Source organism: Pseudomonas sp. SMN11, assembly GCF_052041945.1.
GTDB lineage: Bacteria > Pseudomonadota > Gammaproteobacteria > Pseudomonadales > Pseudomonadaceae > Aquipseudomonas.
Genome location: NZ_JBKGGW010000002.1, coordinates 284,864 through 304,937, shown reverse-complemented (window position 1 = coordinate 304,937; position 20,074 = coordinate 284,864). Strand labels below are relative to the sequence as shown.

The following is a 20,074-nucleotide window of genomic DNA, read 5'->3' as shown; positions in this document are numbered from 1 at the left end:
GTCAGTCAATTCAGCCCAGCGAAGCGGCCTGTTGCAGGTTCAGCGAACGGGTTTCCGGGGCCAGGGCGACCGAGAAGGCCAGGCCGACGAACGTCACGGCGGCAGCGGCATACATGGTTGCGCCGATGCCATAGCTATCCAGGGCAATAGGCACCAGCCAGGTGCCGACGGCGGCACCGATTCGCGACATCGAGGTGCCTACGCCCACGGCACCAGCGCGAATTTCGGTGGGGAACAGTTCGTTCGGGTAGACCAGTTGCAGCACCTGGGCACCGCCAATGAATAAGGCATAAGCGCCGAACAGCACGAGGATGAGCATCTCGTTGCCGTTGCTGAAGGCGCCCAGGCCGAGCAGTGCCAGCCCCGACCAGAAGAAGCTGTGCAGCAGCGTGGTGCGCCGGCCAATGGTGTTCAGCAGGCGGGTGCCGATGATGCAACCGACGACGAACAGGCAGGTGATGGCCACCGAGCCGATCGACGCCCAGTCCCCTTTCAGGTTCAACGCACCCAGGACTTTCGGAGCGAAAGCGTAGACGGCGAACACCGGGATCACCGAGCAGGTCCAGAACATGGTGACGAACAGCATGCGTTTGCCGTAGCCAGAGTGCAGCAGGCTGAGGAACGACAGCTTGCGGGTCTTGGGTTCCTCGGGCAGGTTCTTCAGGCTGAAACCGTTGCCGTAGACTTGCTTGATCACCTGCTCTGCCTCGGCCGAACGGCCCTTGCTGATCAGCCAGCGTGGCGATTCCGGGGTGCCGAGGCGGATGGCGAACAGCAGTGCGCCAATCACCGCGGCGCTGGCCAGCACGAGGCGCCAGGCGTCGTCGCCACCGTGGCGCAGGATCGCTTCACCGGCCATGTAGGCCGTGGCGGCACCGGCGAACCACAGCACGGTCAGGGTGGCCAGACGTGGGCCGCGGTTCTTCTTGGGCAGGAACTCCACCAACAGCGAAGTCGCCACCGGGTATTCGATGCCCACCGCGATGCCGATGACGAAGCGCAACAGGAACAAGGCCAGCGCCGACTCCACCCAGAACTGCGCGACCGAAGCCAGCATGAACAGGACCGGGCCGACGAAGAACACCCGTTTGCGGCCCAGGCGGTCGGTCAGCCAGCCGCCAAAGAAGCCACCGAAGAAGATGCCGATCAATGCCGAGGCGGCGATCATGCCCTGCCAGAAGCTGGTCAGGTTGAGGCCGGCGGACATCTGCACCATGGCCACACCGATGATGCTCAGCACGTAGCCATCGACGAACGAACCGCCACCTGAACGCAAGGTCAGCAACTGGTGGAAGTTATTGATCGGTACTTCTTCAATCGAAAGATTCGGACTTGTCATTGTTAGTTCCTACCACTTCTTGCTTGCACATATTCAAGGCGAGCGCATCCGCGAAACTGAAAAGCACATTCAGCCCCGAGTGACCGGACTACGCATCTCGATCATCAAATTCGGGCAAAGGGCGCCCGTGCCGGCAAATAAGCACCGGCATCAAGTTGTTTACTGCCTACTTCAAAGAACGGTCAGCTTTCCTTGCCAGCGCGGAACTGCCCCCACATCAGGTTGGCGTTCAAGCCCAGGGAAACCAGGGGCTGCGGCGGATTCGCACAAGGCCCGGGGGCATTGAGCAGAAACTCGATCAGTTCGTTCTTGTCACCCGCCAGCCAGTCGGCCAGCAACTTTCCGGTGACGGTGCCACGGGTAACGCCCAGGCCGTTGCAACACAATGCGCCGACCACATTCGGCGCCAACTTGCCGAAGAAGCCCATGTGGTTGCGCGACAAGGCCAGTGCACCGCCCCAGGTATATTCGAAATTCACGCCGGGCAACATCGGAAAGCGTCGGGCGAACGATTCGCGGTGGCGCTCGACGAAGCGCTCCAGGTATTTGCGGTTGCTGCGCCCGTCCGGGTTGTAGCTGAAGCTGTTGCGGATCAGCAGGCGGTTGTCGACGGTACGGCGCATGGTGGTGCCGAATGGGTCGGCCGGGATTACACCCCAGAAGGGCTTGCCGCCCAGGCGCGCCTGTTCGTCCTCGGTCAGCGGGCGGGTGATGCTGCCGTAGGTGAACACCGGCAACATGCGGCCCTTGAGGAAGCCGAAGCTCATGCCGAAGGCATTGGTGGTAAGCACCAGCTTGTCGGCAGTGATCGAGCCATTGGCGTGGCGCAGCACGACCTTGTCGCCGTACTCGACGTCGGTGATCGGTGTGTGTTCGTAGAGGGAAACGTTACTCGGCAGGCTGTCGGCCAGGCCTTTGACCAGTGCCGAGGGCTGCAGCAGTGCCGTGCCCGGAGTGAACAGGCCCTTGCGGTAGAAGTGCGTGCCGATGTGTTCGGGCAGGTCGCGCCCTTCGATCACTTCGTAGGGCTGGCCGAGCTTGTCCAGGCCACGGCGGTAGGCATCCAGCACGGCAATGCCACGGTCTTCGATGGCGGCCTGGTACTTGCCGCAATGGCGGAACTGGCACTCGATGTCGTAGCGCTCGATCAGCTCCTTGAGGTACGACTGGCCACCCAGGTTTAGCTTGAGGATGGTCTTGGCGATGTCGATGTCGCCGATGTAGTCCTCGGCGCCAATGTCGTGTGGCAGATCAATGGCAAAACCCGCGTTACGCCCGGAGGTGCCGAAACCGACCTCCTGGGCCTCGATCAGTACGATCTCGTCATTCGGGAAGTTCGTTGCCAGCTGCCGCGCAGCGGCCAGGCCGGTAAAGCCGGCGCCGACCACCACCCAGCGCGCCTGGCTGTGGCCACTGTGGGCCGGCCTTGGCGTGCGGGGTTTGCTCAGGTGATACCAGCCACAGGTGGCATCATCGGCAGGTAACGAACTTATTCTTGTCATGTCACTAACCTGGTTCTTGTTTCGACGGGTGGTCAGCGCCGGTGGCGACGACCGGGTAATTCATATCTGAATCGGTACATCCAGCCCTTGCGGTGCGGCGTATTCGGCCATACGCCGACGCGACAGCTCCATATGCTCGCGGGCCAACTGGCCAGCGGTCTGCGCATCACGGCGCTCGATGGCCTCGATAATCTGTTCGTGTTGCTCACAGGCGATCTCGAGGTCCCGCTGCATGTCGTCGGTAGTCGGATGGCGGTAAAAGATCTTGCCCAGGCGGGTATGGTCGATGAGCAGGCGGCGCAGGCTTGGCATCAGGTAATCGTTGTGCGCCATCTTGCCGATTTCCAGGTGGAAGGCGTCGTTGTAGAGCACGCGGTTTTCCACGTCGCGCTCTTCGATGGCCTGGCGGAACTTGGCCTGAATGGCCTTGAGCACTTCGATTTCATCAGCACTGGCGTAGGTGGCGGCCAGCTGGGTGGTGGCAACGTAGATAAGCGGCGCGGCAACGTAGAAGCTGTGCAGCGACTCGTGGTTCATGGCGGCGACGCGAGGCGCGCGGTTGGCTTCCAGCTCGATGTAGCCTTCGGCGGCAATCTGGCGCAGCAGCTCCCGGACCGGGGGGCGCGACAGGCCGAACTCGTCGCACAGCGCCAGTTCGTCCACCACGGCGCCCGGGGCCAGTTCCATGCTGAGGATCCGGCGGCGCAGCGCTTCGGCAAGGACGGCTTTGCGGTCCTGCGGCACTTCTGCAGCGAGTGGTTGGACGGTGGCTTTCATGGCGGCCTTCTTTGTTGTCATAGAGCTATGTCTACTATTTGTATAACGACTATAGGTCACTGTTAGACAATGTGTCTACAGCATTTTCGATGAACGGTGAAATCTCTCAGGGCCCTTGTTTCCAGGGGGTTGAGGGCTTTCCAGAGGTGAGATTAAACACCCTGGAGGCTGCATTGCCAAACCGGACAGGTAATTATCCAGATCAGACAAATGCACAAACAAAAAAGCCATCTGCAGGCAGATGGCTTTCTTCGCTTCACTCCGAATCAGGCAGTAGCCAGCGCCTCCCGCCGCTCATGCCGCTTGCTGGTAATCACCCCCAACACCAGGATCACCAGCGCCAAGGCCAAGGTCAGTGACACCTCCATGCGGTGTTGCGGCATTACGAACATGGTGCCCAGCGCGAACACGATGAAGCCGATCACCGCATAGGTAAGCCACGGATACAGCCACATCTTGAAGGCGATCTCGACGTTCTGCCGCTGCAGGATGGCGCGCATGCGCAGCTGCGAGAAGGCGATGGCCAGGTACACCAGCAAGGCGATCGAGCCGGAGCTGGCCAGCAGGAAGGCAAATACTTCGGCCGGCGCGAAGTAGTTGACGATGGTCGCCAGCATGCCGATCAGCGTGCTGCCGATCACCGCCGCACGGGGTACGCCAACCTTGGAGGTGCGCTGGATGAAGCCCGGGGCGTCAGCGCGCTTGCTCAGCGAATAGAGCATGCGCGAGGAAATGTAGATCGACGAGTTCAGGCAGCTGGCCACCGCCACCAGTACCACCATGTCCACCAGCAGCTTGGCATACGGGATGTGCATGATTTCCAGTGCACGCTGGTAGGACCCCTGCACCGGCAGCAGCGGGTCGTTCCACGGCACCACCGAGATGATCACGAAGATCGACAGCAGGTAGAACACGCTGATGCGCCAGATCACGGAGCGGGTAGCCTTGGCGATGTTGCGCGCCGGGTCCTTGGATTCCGAGGCAGCGATGGTCACCGCCTCGGTACCCAGGTAGCTGAACATGGTGGTGAGCAAGGCACCGATGATTGCCGTCCAGCCGTTGGGCATGAACCCGCCCTGCTCCTCCAGCAGGCGCGGCAGGCCACTGACATCGCGGCCCGGCAACACCCCGGCCAACGCTGCGGCACCCAGGGCGATGAAGGCGACGATGGCGATGACCTTGAGCATGGCGAACCAGAACTCGAATTCACCGTACTTGGCCACGCTGAACAGGTTGGTGGCGGTCAGCAGCACAGTCATGCTCAGGGCGAAGAACCAGGCATCGATGTGCGGGAACCAGTTATTGAGCACCACGCCAGCGGCGATGGCTTCGATGGGGATGACCAGTACCCAGAACCACCAGTACAGCCATCCGATGGTGAACCCGGCCCAGCGCCCGATGGCGCGGTCGGCATAGGTGGAGAAGGAGCCTGTGTCGGGGCTGGCGACGGCCATTTCCCCGAGCATGCGCATCACCAGTACCACCAGGGCGCCGGCCAGTGCATAGGCGATGATGGCTGAAGGCCCTGCGGCGGCGATGGCGTGCCCGGAGCCGATGAACAGCCCGGCGCCGATTACCCCGGCGATGGAAAGCATGGTCACGTGGCGTTGCTTGAAGCCTTGCGCCAGCTGATTGCCGGCGCCACTCGCGCTTGTCGTTGTCATCCTGATCCCTGCTGTTGTTCTTTTGTGGAGGGGGACGTGAAGCTCCTGGGTCGAAACCCAGCGTGGATGAGCTTCGCGCGGGGACAAGTTAATCCTGCGTGAGCGCGCCTCAGTTGCCCGTATCCGCCAGGCAGTTGACCAGACCGGACATCAGGACGGACGGAATGCCCGTTGCAGAGCCTTCGCGACCACCCGGCGCAACGAATGAACGCCAGACGCGGCAGGCGGGTCAGCTACTTACATTCCACAAGGAGGGTTCGCCATGCTTGATATCCATTCATCCAACGGGACGGCGGAACACAATGTCCATGGCCTGGAACGGGTCGGCTCACTCGCTGGCGGTGCGCTGATGTTCAGCAAGGGGCTGCGCCACGGTGGGCTGATCGGGCTGCTGCAGATGGTGGTCGGTGGCCTGGCGGTAGCCCGCGGGGTCAGCGGGCATTGCTCGACCAAGGCCTGGTGGCAGAAGCATCGGAAGGAGTATCACCGCTTGCGTTCGGATATCGAGCGCAGTGCGGCGGAGCTTGAGGTGCTCAGGGCCAGTGCCGAGGCGGCTACCCGGGGGGTGAGCGTGACCGGCAAGGATCCTTTGACTGGCAGTTGAATCTGCTCGGGCAGTTCGGGCCTCTTCGCGGGTAAACCCGCTCCCACAGGTAAAGCGTTACCTTCGGGATTTTCACTGTCCCTGTGGGAGCGGGTTTACCCGCGAAGAGGCCGGTGCGGGCTAGCGCAGCGCTTTGCTTTGAAGGACGTCGGACCGGCGCCCCAGCACATTCTCGCTGATCTGCACGAACTCTTCGGTGCTCACGCTGGGCAGGCGCATCAGCGCCCGGGTCACATCATCCAGCGAGCGCTTGGCCTGGGTATGGATCCGGATTTCCTTGTCCAGCGCCTGCAACAGCATTACCCCGCGGGCCACCTGCGCCGGGCTGGAATGTTCGGCACGCAGCTGGGTCACCTTGCCACCCAGCTTCTGCAGGCGTGCCTGCCACACCTCGTAGCGGTCATCGCTGATGCCGCCAGCACGGCGCAACAGCTCGGTAGCGTAGTACTCGGTCAGGCCCTGGCCCAGCCAGTCGCTATTGTCGCGCACACGAATCTGCGCAAACAGCTGCACCAGCTCGCGCAGCAACGGGGTGCTGCCATTCTCGCTGACCATCGGCCGGCTGCTGTGCAGGTAGATCGAACCGTCAGCAGCCATCGCCCCGCGCCACATGCCATCACGAGCCCCTACCAGCAGCAGCTTGGCCGGGTTGCGCGGGAACACTGCCTGCAATTGCGGCCAGATGAAGGTCAGCAAGGTCAGGCTGTCCATCCGCCGCATGCCCTGCCCTACCGGCGCCGCCACGGTCACGTCGGTCTCACCCAGACGGGCGCGGCGACTGCCAAGATCGCCCGCGAGCATCCAGCCAGTCGGGCGGTCGAACAGGCGGGACACGTTGTCGATGCGGAACTTGTCCTTGCCGATGCGTGGCCAGGACGTTTCGATGCTCTTCCAGCCTTCAGGCAAATCGACCGTCAGGCGCGCCACCAGCTCGGTGCCGTCCTGCTGGTCGAGGCGTGCAGGCGGCACCAGCTGATCGCCGAGGAAGAGCGCCCAATGCGGGGTGATGCGCGAGGAGTAGGCGCCGCTGCGCAGTTTCTGGTCCAGCTTCACCCGGTAGCTGAGGCTGGTCTTGCCCGTCGCCGGGTGCCACACGCCGCGCTCGCCCTGCTGCTGCCATTGGCCATCGGCCTGGAATCCACTGTAGGTATCGGTTTTGCCCAGGTCGAAATCCAGGCTGCGCACGGCACTGCCATCGGCCAGGGTCAGGCGCACTTCGGCCTGGCCGTTGGCAGGCAGCAGGCGCACCTGGTAATCAAGGTCGACTTTCTTCGCCCAGGCCGACGAACAGGCCACAAGCCCGAGGAGCAACAACCACTGACAACGCATACCGAAACTCCTTGTTCCTCAGAGGCGACGGGTGCGCCGTTCAGCTGGCGCGGAAAATCAGGTGGTCTTCCCAGTCGTCTTCGTCCACATCATGTTCACTGAGCATACGCCCCGATTGCGATATGCGCTGTTCATGCACCTGCTTGCGGTCACCGCAAACCAGGTGATGCCACTCGGGCAAGTCCTTGCCCTCGCTGACCAGGCGGTAGCCACAGGTGCTTGGCAGCCATTTGAACTGGTCGGCCTTGCCCGGGGTGAGCTGGATGCAATCCGGCACATGGGCAAAGCGGTTCGGGTAGTCGCTGCACTGGCAGGTATCGAGGTCGAGCAGCTTGCAGGCGATGCGCGTGTAATAGACGCTGTTGTCGTCTTCATCCTCGAGCTTTTGCAGACAGCACAAGCCGCAGCCGTCACACAGCGACTCCCACTCTTGCGGGCTGAGTTGTTCGAGGGTCTTGCGCCGCCAGAACGGCGCGCTGTCAGCGATCATCACACGGGTTTCCTGCAGTCATCTTGGTGGCCGCGGTGCGCGGCGGCGCCAGTCTAGAGCCTGGCCTTCGGCAACGCCAGACCGCTTGTCAGTGCCAGGCGGACGCAGTAGCGTGCGTGCTTTGCCATCCACTTGCAGGAGCCGCCATGAGTGCCACCCCCCGCATTGCCGATTACGCCATCAACGAGCAGTTCATCAACCGCTGGTCGCCGCGCGCCTTCACCGCCGAACCGATCAGCGAAGAGATCCTGCTGAGCTTCCTCGAAGCGGCACGCTGGGCGCCATCGGCCTACAATTCGCAGCCTTGGCGCTTCCTGTATGCGCGCCGCGACACGCCGAGCTGGGAGCGTTACCTGAGCCTGCTGGTGCCTTTCAACCGCAGCTGGGCGCAGCAGGCCTCGGCGCTGGTGCTGATCATTTCCAAGACCACCTTCGCAGCACCTGGCGCCAGCGAAGAAAAGCCGGCGCTGTGGCACACCTTCGACACCGGTTCCGCCTGGGGCCATCTGGCACTTCAGGCCAGCATCAGCGGCTGGCACACCCACGGCATGGCCGGGTTCGACCAGGCATTGGCGCGCCAGGAGCTGAAGATTCCGGAAGGTTACGAGCTGCATGCCATGGTGGCGATCGGCAAGCTGGGCGACAAGGCCAGCCTGGACGAGGCGTTGCAGGCGCGTGAAGTGCCGAGCCCGCGTCGGCCGTTGAGCGAGCTGGCGGCTGAGGGTGATTTCAGCCTGTAAACCTTGTGTTGCCCGTGCCGGCCTCTTCGCGGCCAAACCCGCTCCCACAGGGACAACGCAATAGATGTGGGAGCGGGTTTACCCGCGAAGAGGCCGGTACAGGCGTAAGAGATCAGTAGCCCCGGGCGAAATCGACTTCGCCGCGCAACCCCTGCCCCTCTGCATACGCCCGCACATTTTCGGCAAACAACCGCACCATCGCCGCCGGCGAGGTGGGCGCCGAGCTGTGCCCGGTCAGCAACAAGCCCCAGGCGGTCCAAAATGGATGCCGTTGCGGCAGCGGCTCCTGCCGGCACACGTCGATCACCGCACCGGCCAGGTGCCCCTCCTTCAATGCCTCGACCAGGTCGGCATCGACCACCGCCGCGCCGCGCCCGGCGTTGATGAACAGCGCCGTGGGCTGGAAGCACTGGAACAGCGCCGCGTCATACAGGTCATGGGTAGCCGGCGTGTCGGGCAGCAGGTTGAGCACGTAATCCACCTCCCCGACCATGCGCGGCAAATCCGCCAGCCCCGCAACCTCGATGAATGGCGCCTGCTCACGGGCGCTGCTGGCGATGCCGTACAGGCTCACGCCAAACGGCACGAGGAACTCCGCCACCCGTTGACCGATATCGCCAGTACCGACAATCAGCACCTTGCGCCCTTCCAGGGTACGCCCAGGGCGGTCATCCCAGCGTCGCTCGACCTGGCTGACCAGGCGCGACAGCACTTCGCGCTCGTGGCCGAGCATGTAGGTGAGCATGTACTCGGCCATCACCTGGCCGAAGATGCCCACGGCGCGGGTCAGGCGGTAATCACGTGGCAAACCCTCGGCCAGCAACGGCGTGATACCTGCCCAGGTCGATTGCATCCACTGCGGCTTGTGCCCCTGGCGCAGCAGGCTCGCCAGCAAGTCCGGCTGGCCCAGCCAGACCGGGCATTGCGGTGCCTGGCGAGCCAGTTCGGCGGAGTCGCTGCTGGTCAGGATTTCCAGCTGCGGCGCTGCCTCGCGCAATAGCTCGGCGTATCGAGCATGATCATGCTCAGCAATCAGTACACGCATGATCAGACCGGGTCGTTACGGCGCAGCAGCTCTTCGGGCAAGTGCTCGATGTACTCGTCCTCGGCCGGTGGCATCTGCAAGTGATAACCCTGGGTCTCGAGGTTTTCCAGCACCTTGGCGATGTTTTCGCGGGCCAGTTGGCGCTCCGGGGTCAGCACCAGGTCGAAGGCATGCACCGGCTTGCCAAAGAACGGCAGCAGCGCCTCTGGCACCCGCTCCAGGCCTTCGGCCTTGAGCACGTAGAGGTACATTTCGTTCTTGCGGGGGCTCTTGTAGATCGAGCAGATACGTTTCATTGCTTGTCTCCGGCGCCTGCGAGGTCGTCGAGCAGGGCCTGGCCCATTCGCTCACGGCGCCAGCCGCGCAGCGAATCGGGCAGTTGGTAGGGGCCGTTGGGATAGCCGCTCTTGAGCAGGGCTTCCAGGGCCTTCTTGCGCAGCATCAGCTCCGGGGCGATCCCCAGGCGCTCGCCTTCGGCCTGGCCGATGGCGCGCAGGCGCTTGAGGATACCTGCGGCTTCGATCGGCAGCGGCTCAGGCAGTGGCTCAGGCCACTGCTCGGGCGGCAGACTGCCGGCGCGCTTGATCAGCTGAAGCAGGAAGGGGCCGTCCTGGCGGATGGTGCGCGGGTGCATTTCTTCGATCTTGGCCAAGGCCGAAAGGTTGTCCGGCTGGCTCTTGGCCATGGGCCACAGCGAGTGTTCCTTGAGGATGCGGTTGCGCGGCACGTCGCGGCTGCGTGCTTCGCGCTCGCGCCAGGCGCACAGCTCGCGCAGCACCGCGAGCTGCTGGCGGCCCAGTTTCCAGGCGAGCTTGACGTCGCGATAGAGAATCTCGGGTTCGATCTCACGGCGCAGGGCGGCCACCAGTTCGGCACCGTCGTCCAGCACCCAGGCGTACTTGTCATCAGACAGGCGCGGCTGCAGGGCAGTGAACAGTTCGGCCAGGTGCACGGCATCTTCGGCGGCGTAGCTGACCTGGGTTTCTGACAGCGGGCGCTGCAGCCAGTCAGAGCGGGTTTCGCCCTTGGGCAGCTCGATGCCCAGCACTTCCTGCACCAGGCGCGAATAGCCCATGGAGAAGCCCAGGTTCAGATAGCCGGCCGCCAACTGGGTGTCGAACAACGGTTGCGGCAGCTTTCCAGTCAGGCGCAACAGCACTTCGAGGTCTTCGCTGCAGGCGTGCAGCACCTTGACCACGCTGCTGTCGTCGAGCAGTTCGCCCAGCGGCTGCCAGTTGCCGATCAGCAGCGGGTCGATGAGGAAAGCCCGCTGCCCGTCACCGACCTGCACCAGGCCGGCTTTCGGGTAGAAGGTGTCGACCCGCATGAACTCGGTGTCGAGCGCCACGAAGGGCAGTTCGCGCCACTTGCGGCAGTGTTCGGCCAGGGTCTGGTCGTCACGGATCCAGTGAATTTCGATGGCCACAAGGCTCTCCCACAAACATTGGCGCGCAGTATATACGGCGCGGGCCCTGCTGGTGAAACCTGCGCCATCCCTGGTTTAGATGAACGGCCTCAGCGCTGGGCAGCCAACCACGGCCGGCAGCTGGCAAACATGTCCAGCGACTGCTGGTAGACCTCGGTGTGCACCTGCAGCAGGCCCAGCATCGAGTGGAACAGGTTGTCCTGCGACAGCGGCGCATCGCTGAGCTTGGCCAGGCAGTCGGTGTCGATACCGAAGTCCTCTTTGTAGCTGTCGGAGAACCAGGTCAGCAATGGCACGTGCTTCTGTTGTTCCGGGGCGATGGCATACGGGGTGCCGTGCAGGAACAGGTTGTACTCACCCAGCGACTCGCCATGGTCGGACAAGTAGATCATCGCCGTGTCGACCTTGTCCTGCTTGCTGCGCAGGGTGTCGATCAGCGAGGACAACACCTTGTCAGTGTAGGCCAGAGTGTTGTCGTAGCCGTTGATGATTTCCTGCTCGCTGCACTGGTCCAGCGCATTGCTTTGGCACACTGGGGTGAAGCGCTCGTCGGCCTGGGGGTAGCGCTTGAAGTACTCGGGGCCGTGGCTGCCCATCTGGTGCAGCACCAGCACGGTGTCCTTGTCGAGGTTGTCGATCAGCTCGCCCAGGCCCTGCAGCAGGATTTCGTCATGGCATTCGCCGCTGGCGCACAGCTGCGGGTCCTTGAGGTTGCTGACATCGATGTACTGCACGCGGTCGCAGGTGCCTTTGCAGCCCGACTGGTTGTCGCGCCACTGCACGGCCAAGCCGGCACGCTGGAGGATGTCCAGCAGCCCTTCGCGGTTCTTCGCCACCCGGGCGTCGTATTCCTTGCGCTTCATGCCGGAGAACATGCAGGGCACCGAGACGGCGGTTTCGGTACCGCACGAATGTACATCGGAGAACCTCAGCAAGCCCTGTTCCCTGGCAAGGTTCGGGGTGGTATCGCGGTCATAGCCCAGCACGCCGAAGTGATCGGCCCGCGCACTTTCACCGACCACCAGCACGGTCAGCGATTTGCGCTCGTGTTTCTGCCAGGCGGCATCGCGCTTGGCATCTTCGCCATAATTCTGGAACGGTCGCGCAGCGGTGCCGACGCGTTCGTTGACATAACCGATGGTCGCGCCGACGACATTGCTCGGGGTGAGCATCAGGCGCAGTTCGTGGTGGTTGCGAAACAGCGACGACAGCCCTTGGTAGTTGACCAGGGCCACCGAGCCCAGTGCCACCACGCAGGCCCCGCTGACCACCAGCTTGCCCAGCAGCTCGCGGTGCCAAGGGCGGTAGGCGATCTGCGCTTTCCACAGCAGTACCGATGGCAATACGCCGAGCAAAAGAATATAGGCTGCGAACTTCAACGACATCAGGTCGCGCACTTCCGAAACATTGGTCTCGGCCATGTTGCGGAACATGCCGGCATCAATAAGCACGCCATACTGGTTCATGAAGTAAGCGGCACCCGCCCCACTCACGAACAACACGATCAAAAGTGGCTTCAATACATAACGGAAGGCGAACAGCGTCAATATCAGGTTGAACGCGAACAGCATCAGCACGGCGAACGCCAGGCTCAGCCAAAGCCCCGTTACCCCTGCGGGCACCACCTCTTGCAGGTGCTTCCAGAGGAACATGTTGAGACCGACCAGCAGGTAAACGCTGGCCAACAGCGTGACCCATTCAGTCCGCAGGGATTTGAAGTTGAGCATCGGCATTCGCAATCAAGAGTGGTTATCAACCCCCAAGGCCAGATGGCACCGTGGGAAAGTCGGGCGAACTCTAGAAAGCGCACCATCAATTTTTCGTGAAAAAGACGGTAACAAATTCGTAAGCCGATGCATTTTTTTACATTAAATTAACTTCATTCAGCATTCGTTCAGCCAGGCAGGCGCGCCTTGGCATAGGGTTCGCGGTCGATGTCGAGCACTTCGACGCACAGCTGGATGTCCACGCCGGCCCGGGCCGGGATGGTTTCGCGCAACACCTCGAGCAGGCCGTTGGACAACTGCTGCTTCACCTCGGGCGACCGCCCGCTGAGGATGGCCAGGCGCACATGGGCGAAGGCCCGCTCACCCGGCGCGGTGCCAACCCGGTACTGCCTGAAGGCCTCGGCACGGCTCTTGATATCGGCCTCGTCGGCGAACTGGCCACTGCCGACCAGGGCGTGGTTCAGGCGCAGCAACAGCACATCGACGTTGAGCTCGCCCAGGTTGTCGCTGTATTCCAGGTTCAGGTGAGGCATGGCGCAGGTTCCAGGCACGGGAAAGGATGCGACAGCCTACCCCAGTCCCCCACCTGCGCAAAGGCGGCTATCCTCAAAGGTCAGGACCTTACCGACAACCCTGACAGAGGTGAAGAAATGCCAGTTCCGCATGATCTGCTCGCTGACCTGCACGTTACCGCTGACGCATTCCAGGCGCTCATAGACAAGGACCAGGACCTTCACAAGCTACACAAGGAATACAACACCAAGGACAAGGAGGTGCTGGCCGCCGAGGCCAATGGCACCAACGACGAGGCGGTAAACCGCCTGCGCAAGGAAAGGCTGCTGCTCAAGGACAAGATCGAACGGATCATCCATCCGCCGAAGTCCTGATAGTTCTCTATTGAATCCACCGGCCTCTTCGCGGCTAAAGCCGCTCCCACAGGGACCGCGCATAACCTGAGGGCTGCGCTATACCTGTGGGAGCGGCTTTAGCCGCGAAGGGGCTGGTAGCCCTCACACAGCAGCCGAAGCCTTCAACGCGCCATCCAGGTCTTCAATCAGGTCGCGGTAATCCTCGATCCCCACCGACAACCGCAGCAGGTTCTCGCTGATCCCCATCTCGCCCTTCTGCGCCGGGCTCAACGAGTTGTGCGACATGCTCCAGGAGTGGTTGATCATGCTCTCCACCCCGCCCAGCGAGTCTGCCAGCACGAAGATCTGCAGGGCCTCGACCAGCCGGTTGAGCGCCGCACGATCAGCGCCCTTGACCTTCATCGCCACCACCGCTCCGCCAGCGCGCATCTGCCGCTTGCACAGGTCGTGCTGCGGGTGGCTTTCCAGCCCTGGATAGAACACCTGCTCGACCTGCGGGTGACCTTCGAGGAAGCGCGCCACCTGCAGCGCATTGGCGCACTGGCGCTCCATACGCACATCCAGGGTCTTCAGCCCACGCAGGGCCAGGTAGCAGTCGAACGGCCCCTGGATAGCGCCTACCGCCATGCTGATCTTGCGCAGCCGCGCCAGTAGTTGGTCATTGGCAGCAACCACCACGCCACCGGTGAGGTCGGAATGGCCGCCGATGTACTTGCTCGCCGAGTGCATCACCAGGTCCACGCCGAGGGTGATCGGGCGCTGGTTCCACGGCGAGCAGAAGGTATTGTCGATGCAGGTGAGGATGCCGCGGGCACGGGCCAGGTCGCACACCGCCTTGATGTCCACCAGGTGCAGCAACGGGTTGGTCGGTGACTCGATCCAGATCAGCTGGGTCTCGGGCTTGATCGCGGCCGCCAGCGCCTCGACGTCATTGAGGTCGACATAGGTGGTGGTCAGGCCCGAAGTACGCCCGCGGTAGTCTTCGAGGATGCGGAAGGTGCCGCCGTAGACGCCATTCATCACCACCACGTGGGCGTCCTTGGGCAGCAGCTCCAGCACCGTGGCGGTGGCATTCACACCCGATGCACAGGCCACCGCACCAACGCCCTCCTCCAACGCGGCAACACAACTCTCATAGGCGTGCCGGGTCGGGTTGCCGACACGGCTGTAAGCGTATTCAGGGTTATCGTCGAGGCTGCGCTTGATGTAGGAACTGGCGGTGTAAATGGGCGGGAAGATGGCGTTGTCGGCAACGCTGGACTGCTCGCCGGCGTGAATGGTACGGGTGGCGAAATTACGCGGCTTATCGGACATGGTCGGGCCCATTGGCAGGATTCAAGCCTGCAACTATGGCAACAACGTGGCGCGGCGGCAAATCAGACACGACGTGGGAAATTTTCCTAGGCTTGGGGTAATCTGGGGAAAATTTTTCTTGTGGGCTCCAACCCTGCCATGGACAGTTTCGACCAACACATCCTCACCCTGCTGCAGCGCGACGCCTCGATCTCGCTCAAGGACCTGGCCGAAGCGGTCAACCTGTCGACCACGCCGTGCTGGAAGCGGGTCAAGCGCCTGGAAGAAGAGGGCTACATCCTCTGCCGTGTCGCCCTGCTGGACCCCGAGCGCCTGGGGCTGGGGCTGACCGTGTTCGTCCAGCTCAAGACCCAGCGCCATGACAGCGCCTGGCTGGAGCAGTTTGCGACGACGGTGAAGGGGTTCGAGGAGGTGATGGAGTTCTACCGCATGTCCGGGGATTGGGACTACATGTTGCGGGTAGTGGTAGGCGACATCGCGGCGTATGACCGCTTCTACAAGAAGCTGATCACCAGCACCGACGGGCTGTCGAACATCACCTCCAGTTTCGCCATGGAGCAGATGAAATACACCACTGCCTTACCGGTGCATCGATAGCCGGGGCTGCTTTGCAGCCCTTTCGCGACACAAGGCCGCTCCTACAGGGGAATGCGATTTCCTGTAGGAGCGGCCTTGTGTCGCGAAAGGGCCGCAAAGCGGCCCCAGCAAATCCCACTCAATCAGCAGCCAGCACCGCCTCGATCCGGTTCCCGGCCTTGGCTTTTTCCAGCTTGATCGCAATGAACTTGGACGTCGGCGTGTACGTCCCCTCGCCATAACTCTCCAGCGGCACCAACGGGTTGGTCTCGGGGTAATACGCCGCCGCCTGGCCATCCGGAATGTCATAGGGCACCAGGCGGAAGCCCGACACCCGCCGCTCCACGCCATCCTCCCACAGCGACACCAGATCCACCTGCTCGCCCGGCTCGAAGCCCAGGCGGCGGATGTCCGCTTCGCTGACAAACACCACCTCGCGCAGGCCGAACACTCCGCGATAACGGTCATCGAGCCCGTACAGCGTGGTGTTGTACTGGTCGTGCGAGCGCATGGTCTGCAGGATCAGGTCCGGCTTGTCACCCCGCGCCAGCACCTTGGCGTTGACCAGCTCCTCCGGCAGCACATGGGGCATGAAGCGTGCCTTGCCGGTGGCCGTGCGGAAGTTGCGGTCGGCCGCGTTGTTGCCCAGGTGGAAGCCACCCGGGTGCTGCAGGCGCTCGTTGAAATTGGCGAAGCCCGGGATAACGTCGGCGATCATGCTGCGAATGCGGCTGTAGTCGGTGACCGCGTACTCCCAGTCGATCGGCTGGTTGCCCAAGGTGGCCTTGGCCATGCCGGCGATGATCCACGGCTCCGAACGCATGTGCGGCGAACGCGGACGCAGCTGGCCGTTGGAGATATGCACCATGCTGAAGGTGTCTTCCACCGTCACGCCTTGCGGCCCCGCGGCCTGCATGTCGATCTCGGTACGGCCCAGGCACGGCAGGATCAAGGCATCACGGCCGGTGACCAAGTGCGAGCGGTTGAGCTTGGTGGAGATCTGCACGGTCAGCGCACATTTGCGCAGCGCCGCGTGGGTGCGCGGGGTATCCGGGGTGGCTTGGGCGAAGTTGCCGCCCAGGCCGATGAACACCTTGGCCAGCCCCTCTTCCATGGCCTTGATCGCCAGCACCGCGTTGTGCCCGTGGGCCCGCGGCACACGGAACTTGAAGCGTTTTTCGATGGCATCGAGCAGGGCCGCCTTGGGCTTCTCGTCGATGCCCATGGTGCGGTCACCCTGCACGTTGCTATGGCCGCGCACCGGCGACAGGCCGGCACCGGGTTTGCCAACGTTGCCGCGCAGCAGCTGCAGGTTGACGATCTCCTGCACGGTCGGCACCGAATGGCGATGCTGGGTGACGCCCATGGCCCAGCACATGATGACCCGCTCGGCCTTGCGGTACATGCGCGCGGCCAGCTCGATCTCAGCCAGGGTCAGGCCCGACTGCTTGACGATGTGCTCCCAGGAGGTGGCATCCACCGCCGCCAGGTAGTCATCGACGCCGCTGGTGTGCTCGGCGATGAAGGCATGGTCGAACACCGCCGGCTCGCCCTTGGCCTGGGCTTCGCGTTCCCACTGCAAGAGGAACTTGGCGATACCGCGCATGGCTGCCATGTCGCCGCCCAGAGCCGGGCGGAAGTAGGCACTGGTGGTCGGCTCGGAGCCGTTGCTGAGCATCTCGAACGGGTGCTGCGGGTGCTGGAAGCGTTCCAGGCCACGCTCCTTGAGCGGGTTGAAGCACACCACCTGGGCACCGCGCTTGACCGCCTCGCGCAGCGGTTCGAGCATGCGCGGGTGGTTGGTGCCGGGGTTCTGGCCGATGACGAAGATCGCGTCGGCCAGTTCCAGGTCGTGGAATACCACGGTGCCTTTGCCCACCCCGAGGGTTTCCGACATGCCGGCGCCGCTGGCTTCGTGGCACATGTTCGAGCAGTCAGGGAAGTTGTTGGTGCCGTAGGCGCGGACGAACAGCTGGTAGAGGAAAGCCGCCTCGTTGCTGGCCCGGCCCGAGGTATAGAACTCGGCCTGGTCGGCAGAGTCGAGCGCGCGCAGGTGCTGGGCGATAAGCTCGAAGGCTTCTTGCCAGCTGGTTTCGACATAGTGGTCGGTGGCCGCATCGTAGCGCATCGGGTGGGTCAGGCGGCCTTGGTATTCAAGCCAGTAGTCGGTCTGGTCGAGCAAGGCGCTGACGCTGTACTTGGCAAAGAATGCCGGGTCCACCGAGCGGCCGGTGGCTTCCCAGTTCACCGCCTTGGCGCCGTTTTCGCAGAACTTGACCATCTCGCCTTCAGGCGACTCGCCCCAGGCGCAGCCCGGGCAGTCGAAGCCACCGTTCTGGTTGGTCTTGAGCATGGCCCGCAGGTTCTTGAAGGCGTTGTCGCTGCCCAGCCAGCTCTTGGTCACGCTCTTCAGCGCACCCCATCCGGCGGCGGGGCCCTTGTAGTCCCTGATGTGTTGGTCCTGGCTCATGCGGTCAATCCTCACGCGGCATGGAAATGTTCACCGAATCGATCTCTCCGGTGTTTTTTCCAGCCTATGGAGCCCGGCCCAGAGCCGTCCAATCGAAATACCTTACGGCACGATAAGCGCTCTCGATCATGCCTTGCAGCCCTCGCCGCGCCTGGCCTGCAGCCGTGATAGAGGGCATTGATCAAGCAGTCAGGGAAAGCGATTTGACGGGGCTGGCCACAGGCGATAGCTTGGATCCTGTAGCCCCCATTTCATTTCGAGCGCCAACGTGGAACAGAACAGCCGGGCCCTGATCGACGACTTCAACCGGAAAATCGACTACCTGCGGATGTCGGTCACAGACCGCTGCGACTTCCGTTGCGTGTACTGCATGGCCGAAGACATGCAGTTCCTGCCGCGCCAGCAGATCCTCAGCCTTGAAGAACTGTTCCAGGTGGCCGAGCGCTTCGTCGCCCTCGGCACCCGCAAGATCCGCCTCACCGGTGGCGAGCCGCTGGTACGCCAGGGCATCGTCGATCTGTGCGGGCGCATTGCCGCCCTGCCCGGCCTGCGTGAACTGTGCATGACCAGCAACGGCTCGCAGCTCGGGCGCCTGGCCCAGCCGCTGTTCGACGCCGGTGTCACCCGCCTGAACATCAGCCTCGACAGCCTCGACCCCGGGCGCTTCAAGCAACTGACCCGCACGGGTGACCTGCACCAGGTGATCGCCGGCATCGACGCCGCACGCCAGGCCGGCTTCCAGCGCACCAAGCTCAACTGCGTGGTACTGAAGGGCCGCAACGACCACGAACTGGTCGACCTGGTGCGTTTCGCCATCGACCGCGAACTGGACATCACCTTCATCGAAGAGATGCCGCTGGGGGTGATCAACGAACATGAGCGCGGCGAGTCGTTCTGCTCCAGCGATGAAGTGCGCGAGCGCCTGGCCGAGCACTTTACCCTGATCGAGTCCACCGAATCGTCCCAGGGCCCAGCGCGCTACTGGCGCCTGGCCGAAGCGGGGCACACCCGCGTCGGCTTCATCTCGCCGCACAGCCACAATTTCTGCGCCACCTGCAACCGCGTGCGCCTGACCGTCGAAGGCCGCCTGCTACTGTGCCTGGGCAACGAACACTCGATGGACCTCAAGCAGGTGCTGCGTGCCCACCCCGGCGATGATGCACGGCTGGAGAAGGCCATCCGTGACTCGCTGCACCTCAAACCCTACCGCCACCACTTCGAGGTCGGCGGCGAGGTGCAGATCCTGCGCTTCATGAACATGACCGGCGGCTGATCGGCTGCCTCTGGATTTCCATGATCGTCCACCCCCGCCCCGATGTACTGCGCGTGCTCTTTACCCTCAAGGGCTCGATCGTCAAGCGTATTGCCCTGCGCTGCCTGATGGTGACCTTGCTGGCGGCGCTGATCGTACTGGTCGAGCGACACTTTCCGGCGTTCTTCTACCCGGTCAGCGCCACGCCGTTTACCTTGCTTGGCCTGTCGCTGTCGATCTTCATGAGCTTTCGCAACAACGCCTGCTACGACCGTTGGTGGGAGGGGCGCAAGGCCTGGGGCAAGCTGATCATCGAAACCCGCTCGTTCATCCGCGAAAGCCTGGTGATCACCGACGCGACTCTGCGCGCCGAGCTGCTGCGCAGCCTCTGCGGTTTTGCCCATGGGCTGAATGCGCGGTTGCGCAACGAAAACGAAGTGAACGCCACGCGCCCGTGGCTGAACGCAGCGGCTCCGGTGGCTGAGTACAACGTGTGCGATGGCATTCTGCGCGATATTGGCGCCCATTGTTCACGGCTGGCCGAACATGGGCAGATCAGCGAATGGCGCTATACCTTGCTGGAACAACGCCTGGCCGGGCTGACCGAGGTGCAGGCCACCTGCGAGCGGATCAAGGGTTCGCCGCTGCCGTTCCCCTATACCCTGCTGCTGCATCGCACCATCTACATCTTCTGCCTGCTGCTGCCGTTTGCCCTTGCCGAGCCGCTGGGCTGGCTGGCGCCTCTATTCACCACCATTGTCGGCTACACCTTCTTCGGGCTGGATGCGATTGGCAACGAGCTGGAAGACCCGTTCGGGCGGGATGAGAACGACCTGCCGATGGATGCCATGGTGAGGACCGTGGAGCGGGATGTGCTGGGGGCCCTGGGGATCGAGCCGCTGCCACCGGTGTTGCTGCCGGTGGATTATGTATTGAGCTGATGGCCCTTT

Annotated in this window: 19 protein-coding genes; 6 read left to right on the top strand and 13 right to left on the bottom strand. The window is 63.1% G+C overall.

The features are described 5' to 3' along the window. Window positions 1-10: 10 nt before the first annotated feature. The 4 genes from ACLEJU_RS03630 to gabP all read right to left on the bottom strand — a co-directional run bounded on the left by ACLEJU_RS03630 (window position 11) and on the right by gabP (window position 5,282). Window positions 11-1,339, bottom strand: coding sequence for an MFS transporter (locus ACLEJU_RS03630; RefSeq protein ID WP_435423267.1), 1,329 nt, complete (start codon window positions 1,337-1,339; stop codon window positions 11-13). 182 nt (window positions 1,340-1,521) lie between these two features. Then, window positions 1,522-2,841 carry an NAD(P)/FAD-dependent oxidoreductase gene (locus ACLEJU_RS03625; protein ID WP_435423268.1) on the bottom strand — a complete coding sequence of 440 codons (1,320 nt, stop codon included), beginning with the start codon at window positions 2,839-2,841 and terminating at the stop codon, window positions 1,522-1,524. A gap of 60 nt (window positions 2,842-2,901) precedes the next feature. Continuing rightward, complete coding sequence (locus tag ACLEJU_RS03620; protein ID WP_435423269.1) at window positions 2,902-3,618, bottom strand: GntR family transcriptional regulator; 717 nt, start codon at window positions 3,616-3,618, stop codon at window positions 2,902-2,904. Window positions 3,619-3,884: 266 nt separating this feature from the next. Then, window positions 3,885-5,282 carry a GABA permease gene (gene gabP, locus ACLEJU_RS03615; RefSeq protein WP_435423270.1) on the bottom strand — a complete coding sequence of 466 codons (1,398 nt, stop codon included), beginning with the start codon at window positions 5,280-5,282 and terminating at the stop codon, window positions 3,885-3,887. 262 nt (window positions 5,283-5,544) lie between these two features. On the opposite strand from gabP, the gene ACLEJU_RS03610 reads away from it, so the two are divergent. Continuing rightward, complete coding sequence (locus tag ACLEJU_RS03610) at window positions 5,545-5,886, top strand: DUF2892 domain-containing protein (RefSeq protein WP_435423271.1); 342 nt, start codon at window positions 5,545-5,547, stop codon at window positions 5,884-5,886. Window positions 5,887-6,006: 120 nt separating this feature from the next. On the opposite strand, the gene ACLEJU_RS03605 is transcribed toward ACLEJU_RS03610, so the two are convergent. Together ACLEJU_RS03605 and ACLEJU_RS03600 are read right to left on the bottom strand one after the other, a co-directional pair. Further along, a complete protein-coding gene (locus ACLEJU_RS03605) occupies window positions 6,007-7,215 on the bottom strand; it encodes a hypothetical protein (RefSeq protein WP_435423272.1) in 1,209 nt (402 codons plus the stop codon). Between the two features lie 40 nt (window positions 7,216-7,255). Next, window positions 7,256-7,705, bottom strand: a complete 450-nt coding sequence (locus tag ACLEJU_RS03600; protein WP_060510309.1) for a YcgN family cysteine cluster protein — start codon at window positions 7,703-7,705, stop codon at window positions 7,256-7,258. A 146-nt stretch (window positions 7,706-7,851) separates the two neighbouring features. Here ACLEJU_RS03600 and ACLEJU_RS03595 point away from each other — a divergent pair, with 146 nt between their 5' ends. Then, window positions 7,852-8,445, top strand: coding sequence for a nitroreductase family protein (locus tag ACLEJU_RS03595; RefSeq protein ID WP_435423273.1), 594 nt, complete (start codon window positions 7,852-7,854; stop codon window positions 8,443-8,445). A gap of 112 nt (window positions 8,446-8,557) precedes the next feature. Here the strand turns inward: ACLEJU_RS03595 and ACLEJU_RS03590 are convergent, their stop codons facing one another. The 5 genes from ACLEJU_RS03590 to ACLEJU_RS03570 form a co-directional block, all read right to left on the bottom strand. Next, window positions 8,558-9,490 (bottom strand): D-2-hydroxyacid dehydrogenase, encoded by a 933-nt coding sequence (locus tag ACLEJU_RS03590; RefSeq protein WP_435423274.1) that lies wholly within the window; start codon window positions 9,488-9,490, stop codon window positions 8,558-8,560. 2 nt (window positions 9,491-9,492) lie between these two features. Continuing rightward, complete coding sequence (locus ACLEJU_RS03585; protein ID WP_435423275.1) at window positions 9,493-9,786, bottom strand: YcgL domain-containing protein; 294 nt, start codon at window positions 9,784-9,786, stop codon at window positions 9,493-9,495. Beyond that, window positions 9,783-10,916 (bottom strand): ribonuclease D, encoded by a 1,134-nt coding sequence (gene rnd / locus ACLEJU_RS03580; protein WP_435423276.1) that lies wholly within the window; start codon window positions 10,914-10,916, stop codon window positions 9,783-9,785. Before rnd ends, ACLEJU_RS03585 begins: the two co-directional genes overlap by 4 nt. 89 nt (window positions 10,917-11,005) lie before the next feature. Further along, window positions 11,006-12,643 (bottom strand): phosphoethanolamine transferase, encoded by a 1,638-nt coding sequence (locus ACLEJU_RS03575; protein ID WP_435423277.1) that lies wholly within the window; start codon window positions 12,641-12,643, stop codon window positions 11,006-11,008. A 167-nt stretch (window positions 12,644-12,810) separates the two neighbouring features. Then, window positions 12,811-13,176 carry a 5-carboxymethyl-2-hydroxymuconate Delta-isomerase gene (locus tag ACLEJU_RS03570; protein WP_435423278.1) on the bottom strand — a complete coding sequence of 122 codons (366 nt, stop codon included), beginning with the start codon at window positions 13,174-13,176 and terminating at the stop codon, window positions 12,811-12,813. A 117-nt stretch (window positions 13,177-13,293) separates the two neighbouring features. On the opposite strand from ACLEJU_RS03570, the gene ACLEJU_RS03565 reads away from it, so the two are divergent. Then, complete coding sequence (locus ACLEJU_RS03565) at window positions 13,294-13,530, top strand: YdcH family protein (RefSeq protein WP_103446325.1); 237 nt, start codon at window positions 13,294-13,296, stop codon at window positions 13,528-13,530. Between the two features lie 123 nt (window positions 13,531-13,653). Here ACLEJU_RS03565 and ACLEJU_RS03560 read toward each other — a convergent pair whose 3' ends face one another. Further along, window positions 13,654-14,838, bottom strand: coding sequence for a trans-sulfuration enzyme family protein (locus ACLEJU_RS03560; RefSeq protein WP_435423279.1), 1,185 nt, complete (start codon window positions 14,836-14,838; stop codon window positions 13,654-13,656). 126 nt (window positions 14,839-14,964) lie between these two features. Between ACLEJU_RS03560 and ACLEJU_RS03555 the strand changes: the two genes are divergently transcribed. After that, complete coding sequence (locus ACLEJU_RS03555) at window positions 14,965-15,423, top strand: Lrp/AsnC family transcriptional regulator (protein WP_435423280.1); 459 nt, start codon at window positions 14,965-14,967, stop codon at window positions 15,421-15,423. A gap of 118 nt (window positions 15,424-15,541) precedes the next feature. Here ACLEJU_RS03555 and ACLEJU_RS03550 read toward each other — a convergent pair whose 3' ends face one another. Beyond that, window positions 15,542-17,872, bottom strand: a complete 2,331-nt coding sequence (locus tag ACLEJU_RS03550) for an FdhF/YdeP family oxidoreductase (protein ID WP_435423957.1) — start codon at window positions 17,870-17,872, stop codon at window positions 15,542-15,544. A 268-nt stretch (window positions 17,873-18,140) separates the two neighbouring features. On the opposite strand from ACLEJU_RS03550, the gene moaA reads away from it, so the two are divergent. Both moaA and ACLEJU_RS03540 read left to right on the top strand, forming a co-directional pair. Then, the gene (gene moaA / locus ACLEJU_RS03545) at window positions 18,141-19,145 is read left to right on the top strand and encodes a GTP 3',8-cyclase MoaA (protein WP_435423958.1); all 1,005 of its coding nucleotides are present in this window, start codon (window positions 18,141-18,143) and stop codon (window positions 19,143-19,145) included. Window positions 19,146-19,165: 20 nt separating this feature from the next. Beyond that, window positions 19,166-20,065 (top strand): bestrophin family protein, encoded by a 900-nt coding sequence (locus tag ACLEJU_RS03540; protein WP_435423959.1) that lies wholly within the window; start codon window positions 19,166-19,168, stop codon window positions 20,063-20,065. The last annotated feature ends 9 nt before the right edge of the window (window positions 20,066-20,074 follow it).

What these genes read in the sequence shown, in the direction of transcription:
- ACLEJU_RS03575 (WP_435423277.1), bottom strand. Translation starts at nt 12,643, where the DNA reads ATGCTCAACTTCAAATCCCTGCGGACTGAATGGGTCACGCTGTTGGCC.
- ACLEJU_RS03630 (WP_435423267.1), bottom strand. Translation starts at nt 1,339, where the DNA reads ATGACAAGTCCGAATCTTTCGATTGAAGAAGTACCGATCAATAACTTC.
- ACLEJU_RS03555 (WP_435423280.1), top strand. Translation starts at nt 14,965, where the DNA reads ATGGACAGTTTCGACCAACACATCCTCACCCTGCTGCAGCGCGACGCC.
- ACLEJU_RS03600 (WP_060510309.1), bottom strand. Translation starts at nt 7,705, where the DNA reads ATGATCGCTGACAGCGCGCCGTTCTGGCGGCGCAAGACCCTCGAACAA.
- ACLEJU_RS03590 (WP_435423274.1), bottom strand. Translation starts at nt 9,490, where the DNA reads ATGCGTGTACTGATTGCTGAGCATGATCATGCTCGATACGCCGAGCTA.
- gabP (WP_435423270.1), bottom strand. Translation starts at nt 5,282, where the DNA reads ATGACAACGACAAGCGCGAGTGGCGCCGGCAATCAGCTGGCGCAAGGC.
- ACLEJU_RS03625 (WP_435423268.1), bottom strand. Translation starts at nt 2,841, where the DNA reads ATGACAAGAATAAGTTCGTTACCTGCCGATGATGCCACCTGTGGCTGG.
- ACLEJU_RS03560 (WP_435423279.1), bottom strand. Translation starts at nt 14,838, where the DNA reads ATGGGCCCGACCATGTCCGATAAGCCGCGTAATTTCGCCACCCGTACC.
- ACLEJU_RS03565 (WP_103446325.1), top strand. Translation starts at nt 13,294, where the DNA reads ATGCCAGTTCCGCATGATCTGCTCGCTGACCTGCACGTTACCGCTGAC.
- ACLEJU_RS03620 (WP_435423269.1), bottom strand. Translation starts at nt 3,618, where the DNA reads ATGAAAGCCACCGTCCAACCACTCGCTGCAGAAGTGCCGCAGGACCGC.
- ACLEJU_RS03610 (WP_435423271.1), top strand. Translation starts at nt 5,545, where the DNA reads ATGCTTGATATCCATTCATCCAACGGGACGGCGGAACACAATGTCCAT.
- ACLEJU_RS03540 (WP_435423959.1), top strand. Translation starts at nt 19,166, where the DNA reads ATGATCGTCCACCCCCGCCCCGATGTACTGCGCGTGCTCTTTACCCTC.
- ACLEJU_RS03550 (WP_435423957.1), bottom strand. Translation starts at nt 17,872, where the DNA reads ATGAGCCAGGACCAACACATCAGGGACTACAAGGGCCCCGCCGCCGGA.
- ACLEJU_RS03595 (WP_435423273.1), top strand. Translation starts at nt 7,852, where the DNA reads ATGAGTGCCACCCCCCGCATTGCCGATTACGCCATCAACGAGCAGTTC.
- ACLEJU_RS03585 (WP_435423275.1), bottom strand. Translation starts at nt 9,786, where the DNA reads ATGAAACGTATCTGCTCGATCTACAAGAGCCCCCGCAAGAACGAAATG.
- ACLEJU_RS03605 (WP_435423272.1), bottom strand. Translation starts at nt 7,215, where the DNA reads ATGCGTTGTCAGTGGTTGTTGCTCCTCGGGCTTGTGGCCTGTTCGTCG.
- ACLEJU_RS03570 (WP_435423278.1), bottom strand. Translation starts at nt 13,176, where the DNA reads ATGCCTCACCTGAACCTGGAATACAGCGACAACCTGGGCGAGCTCAAC.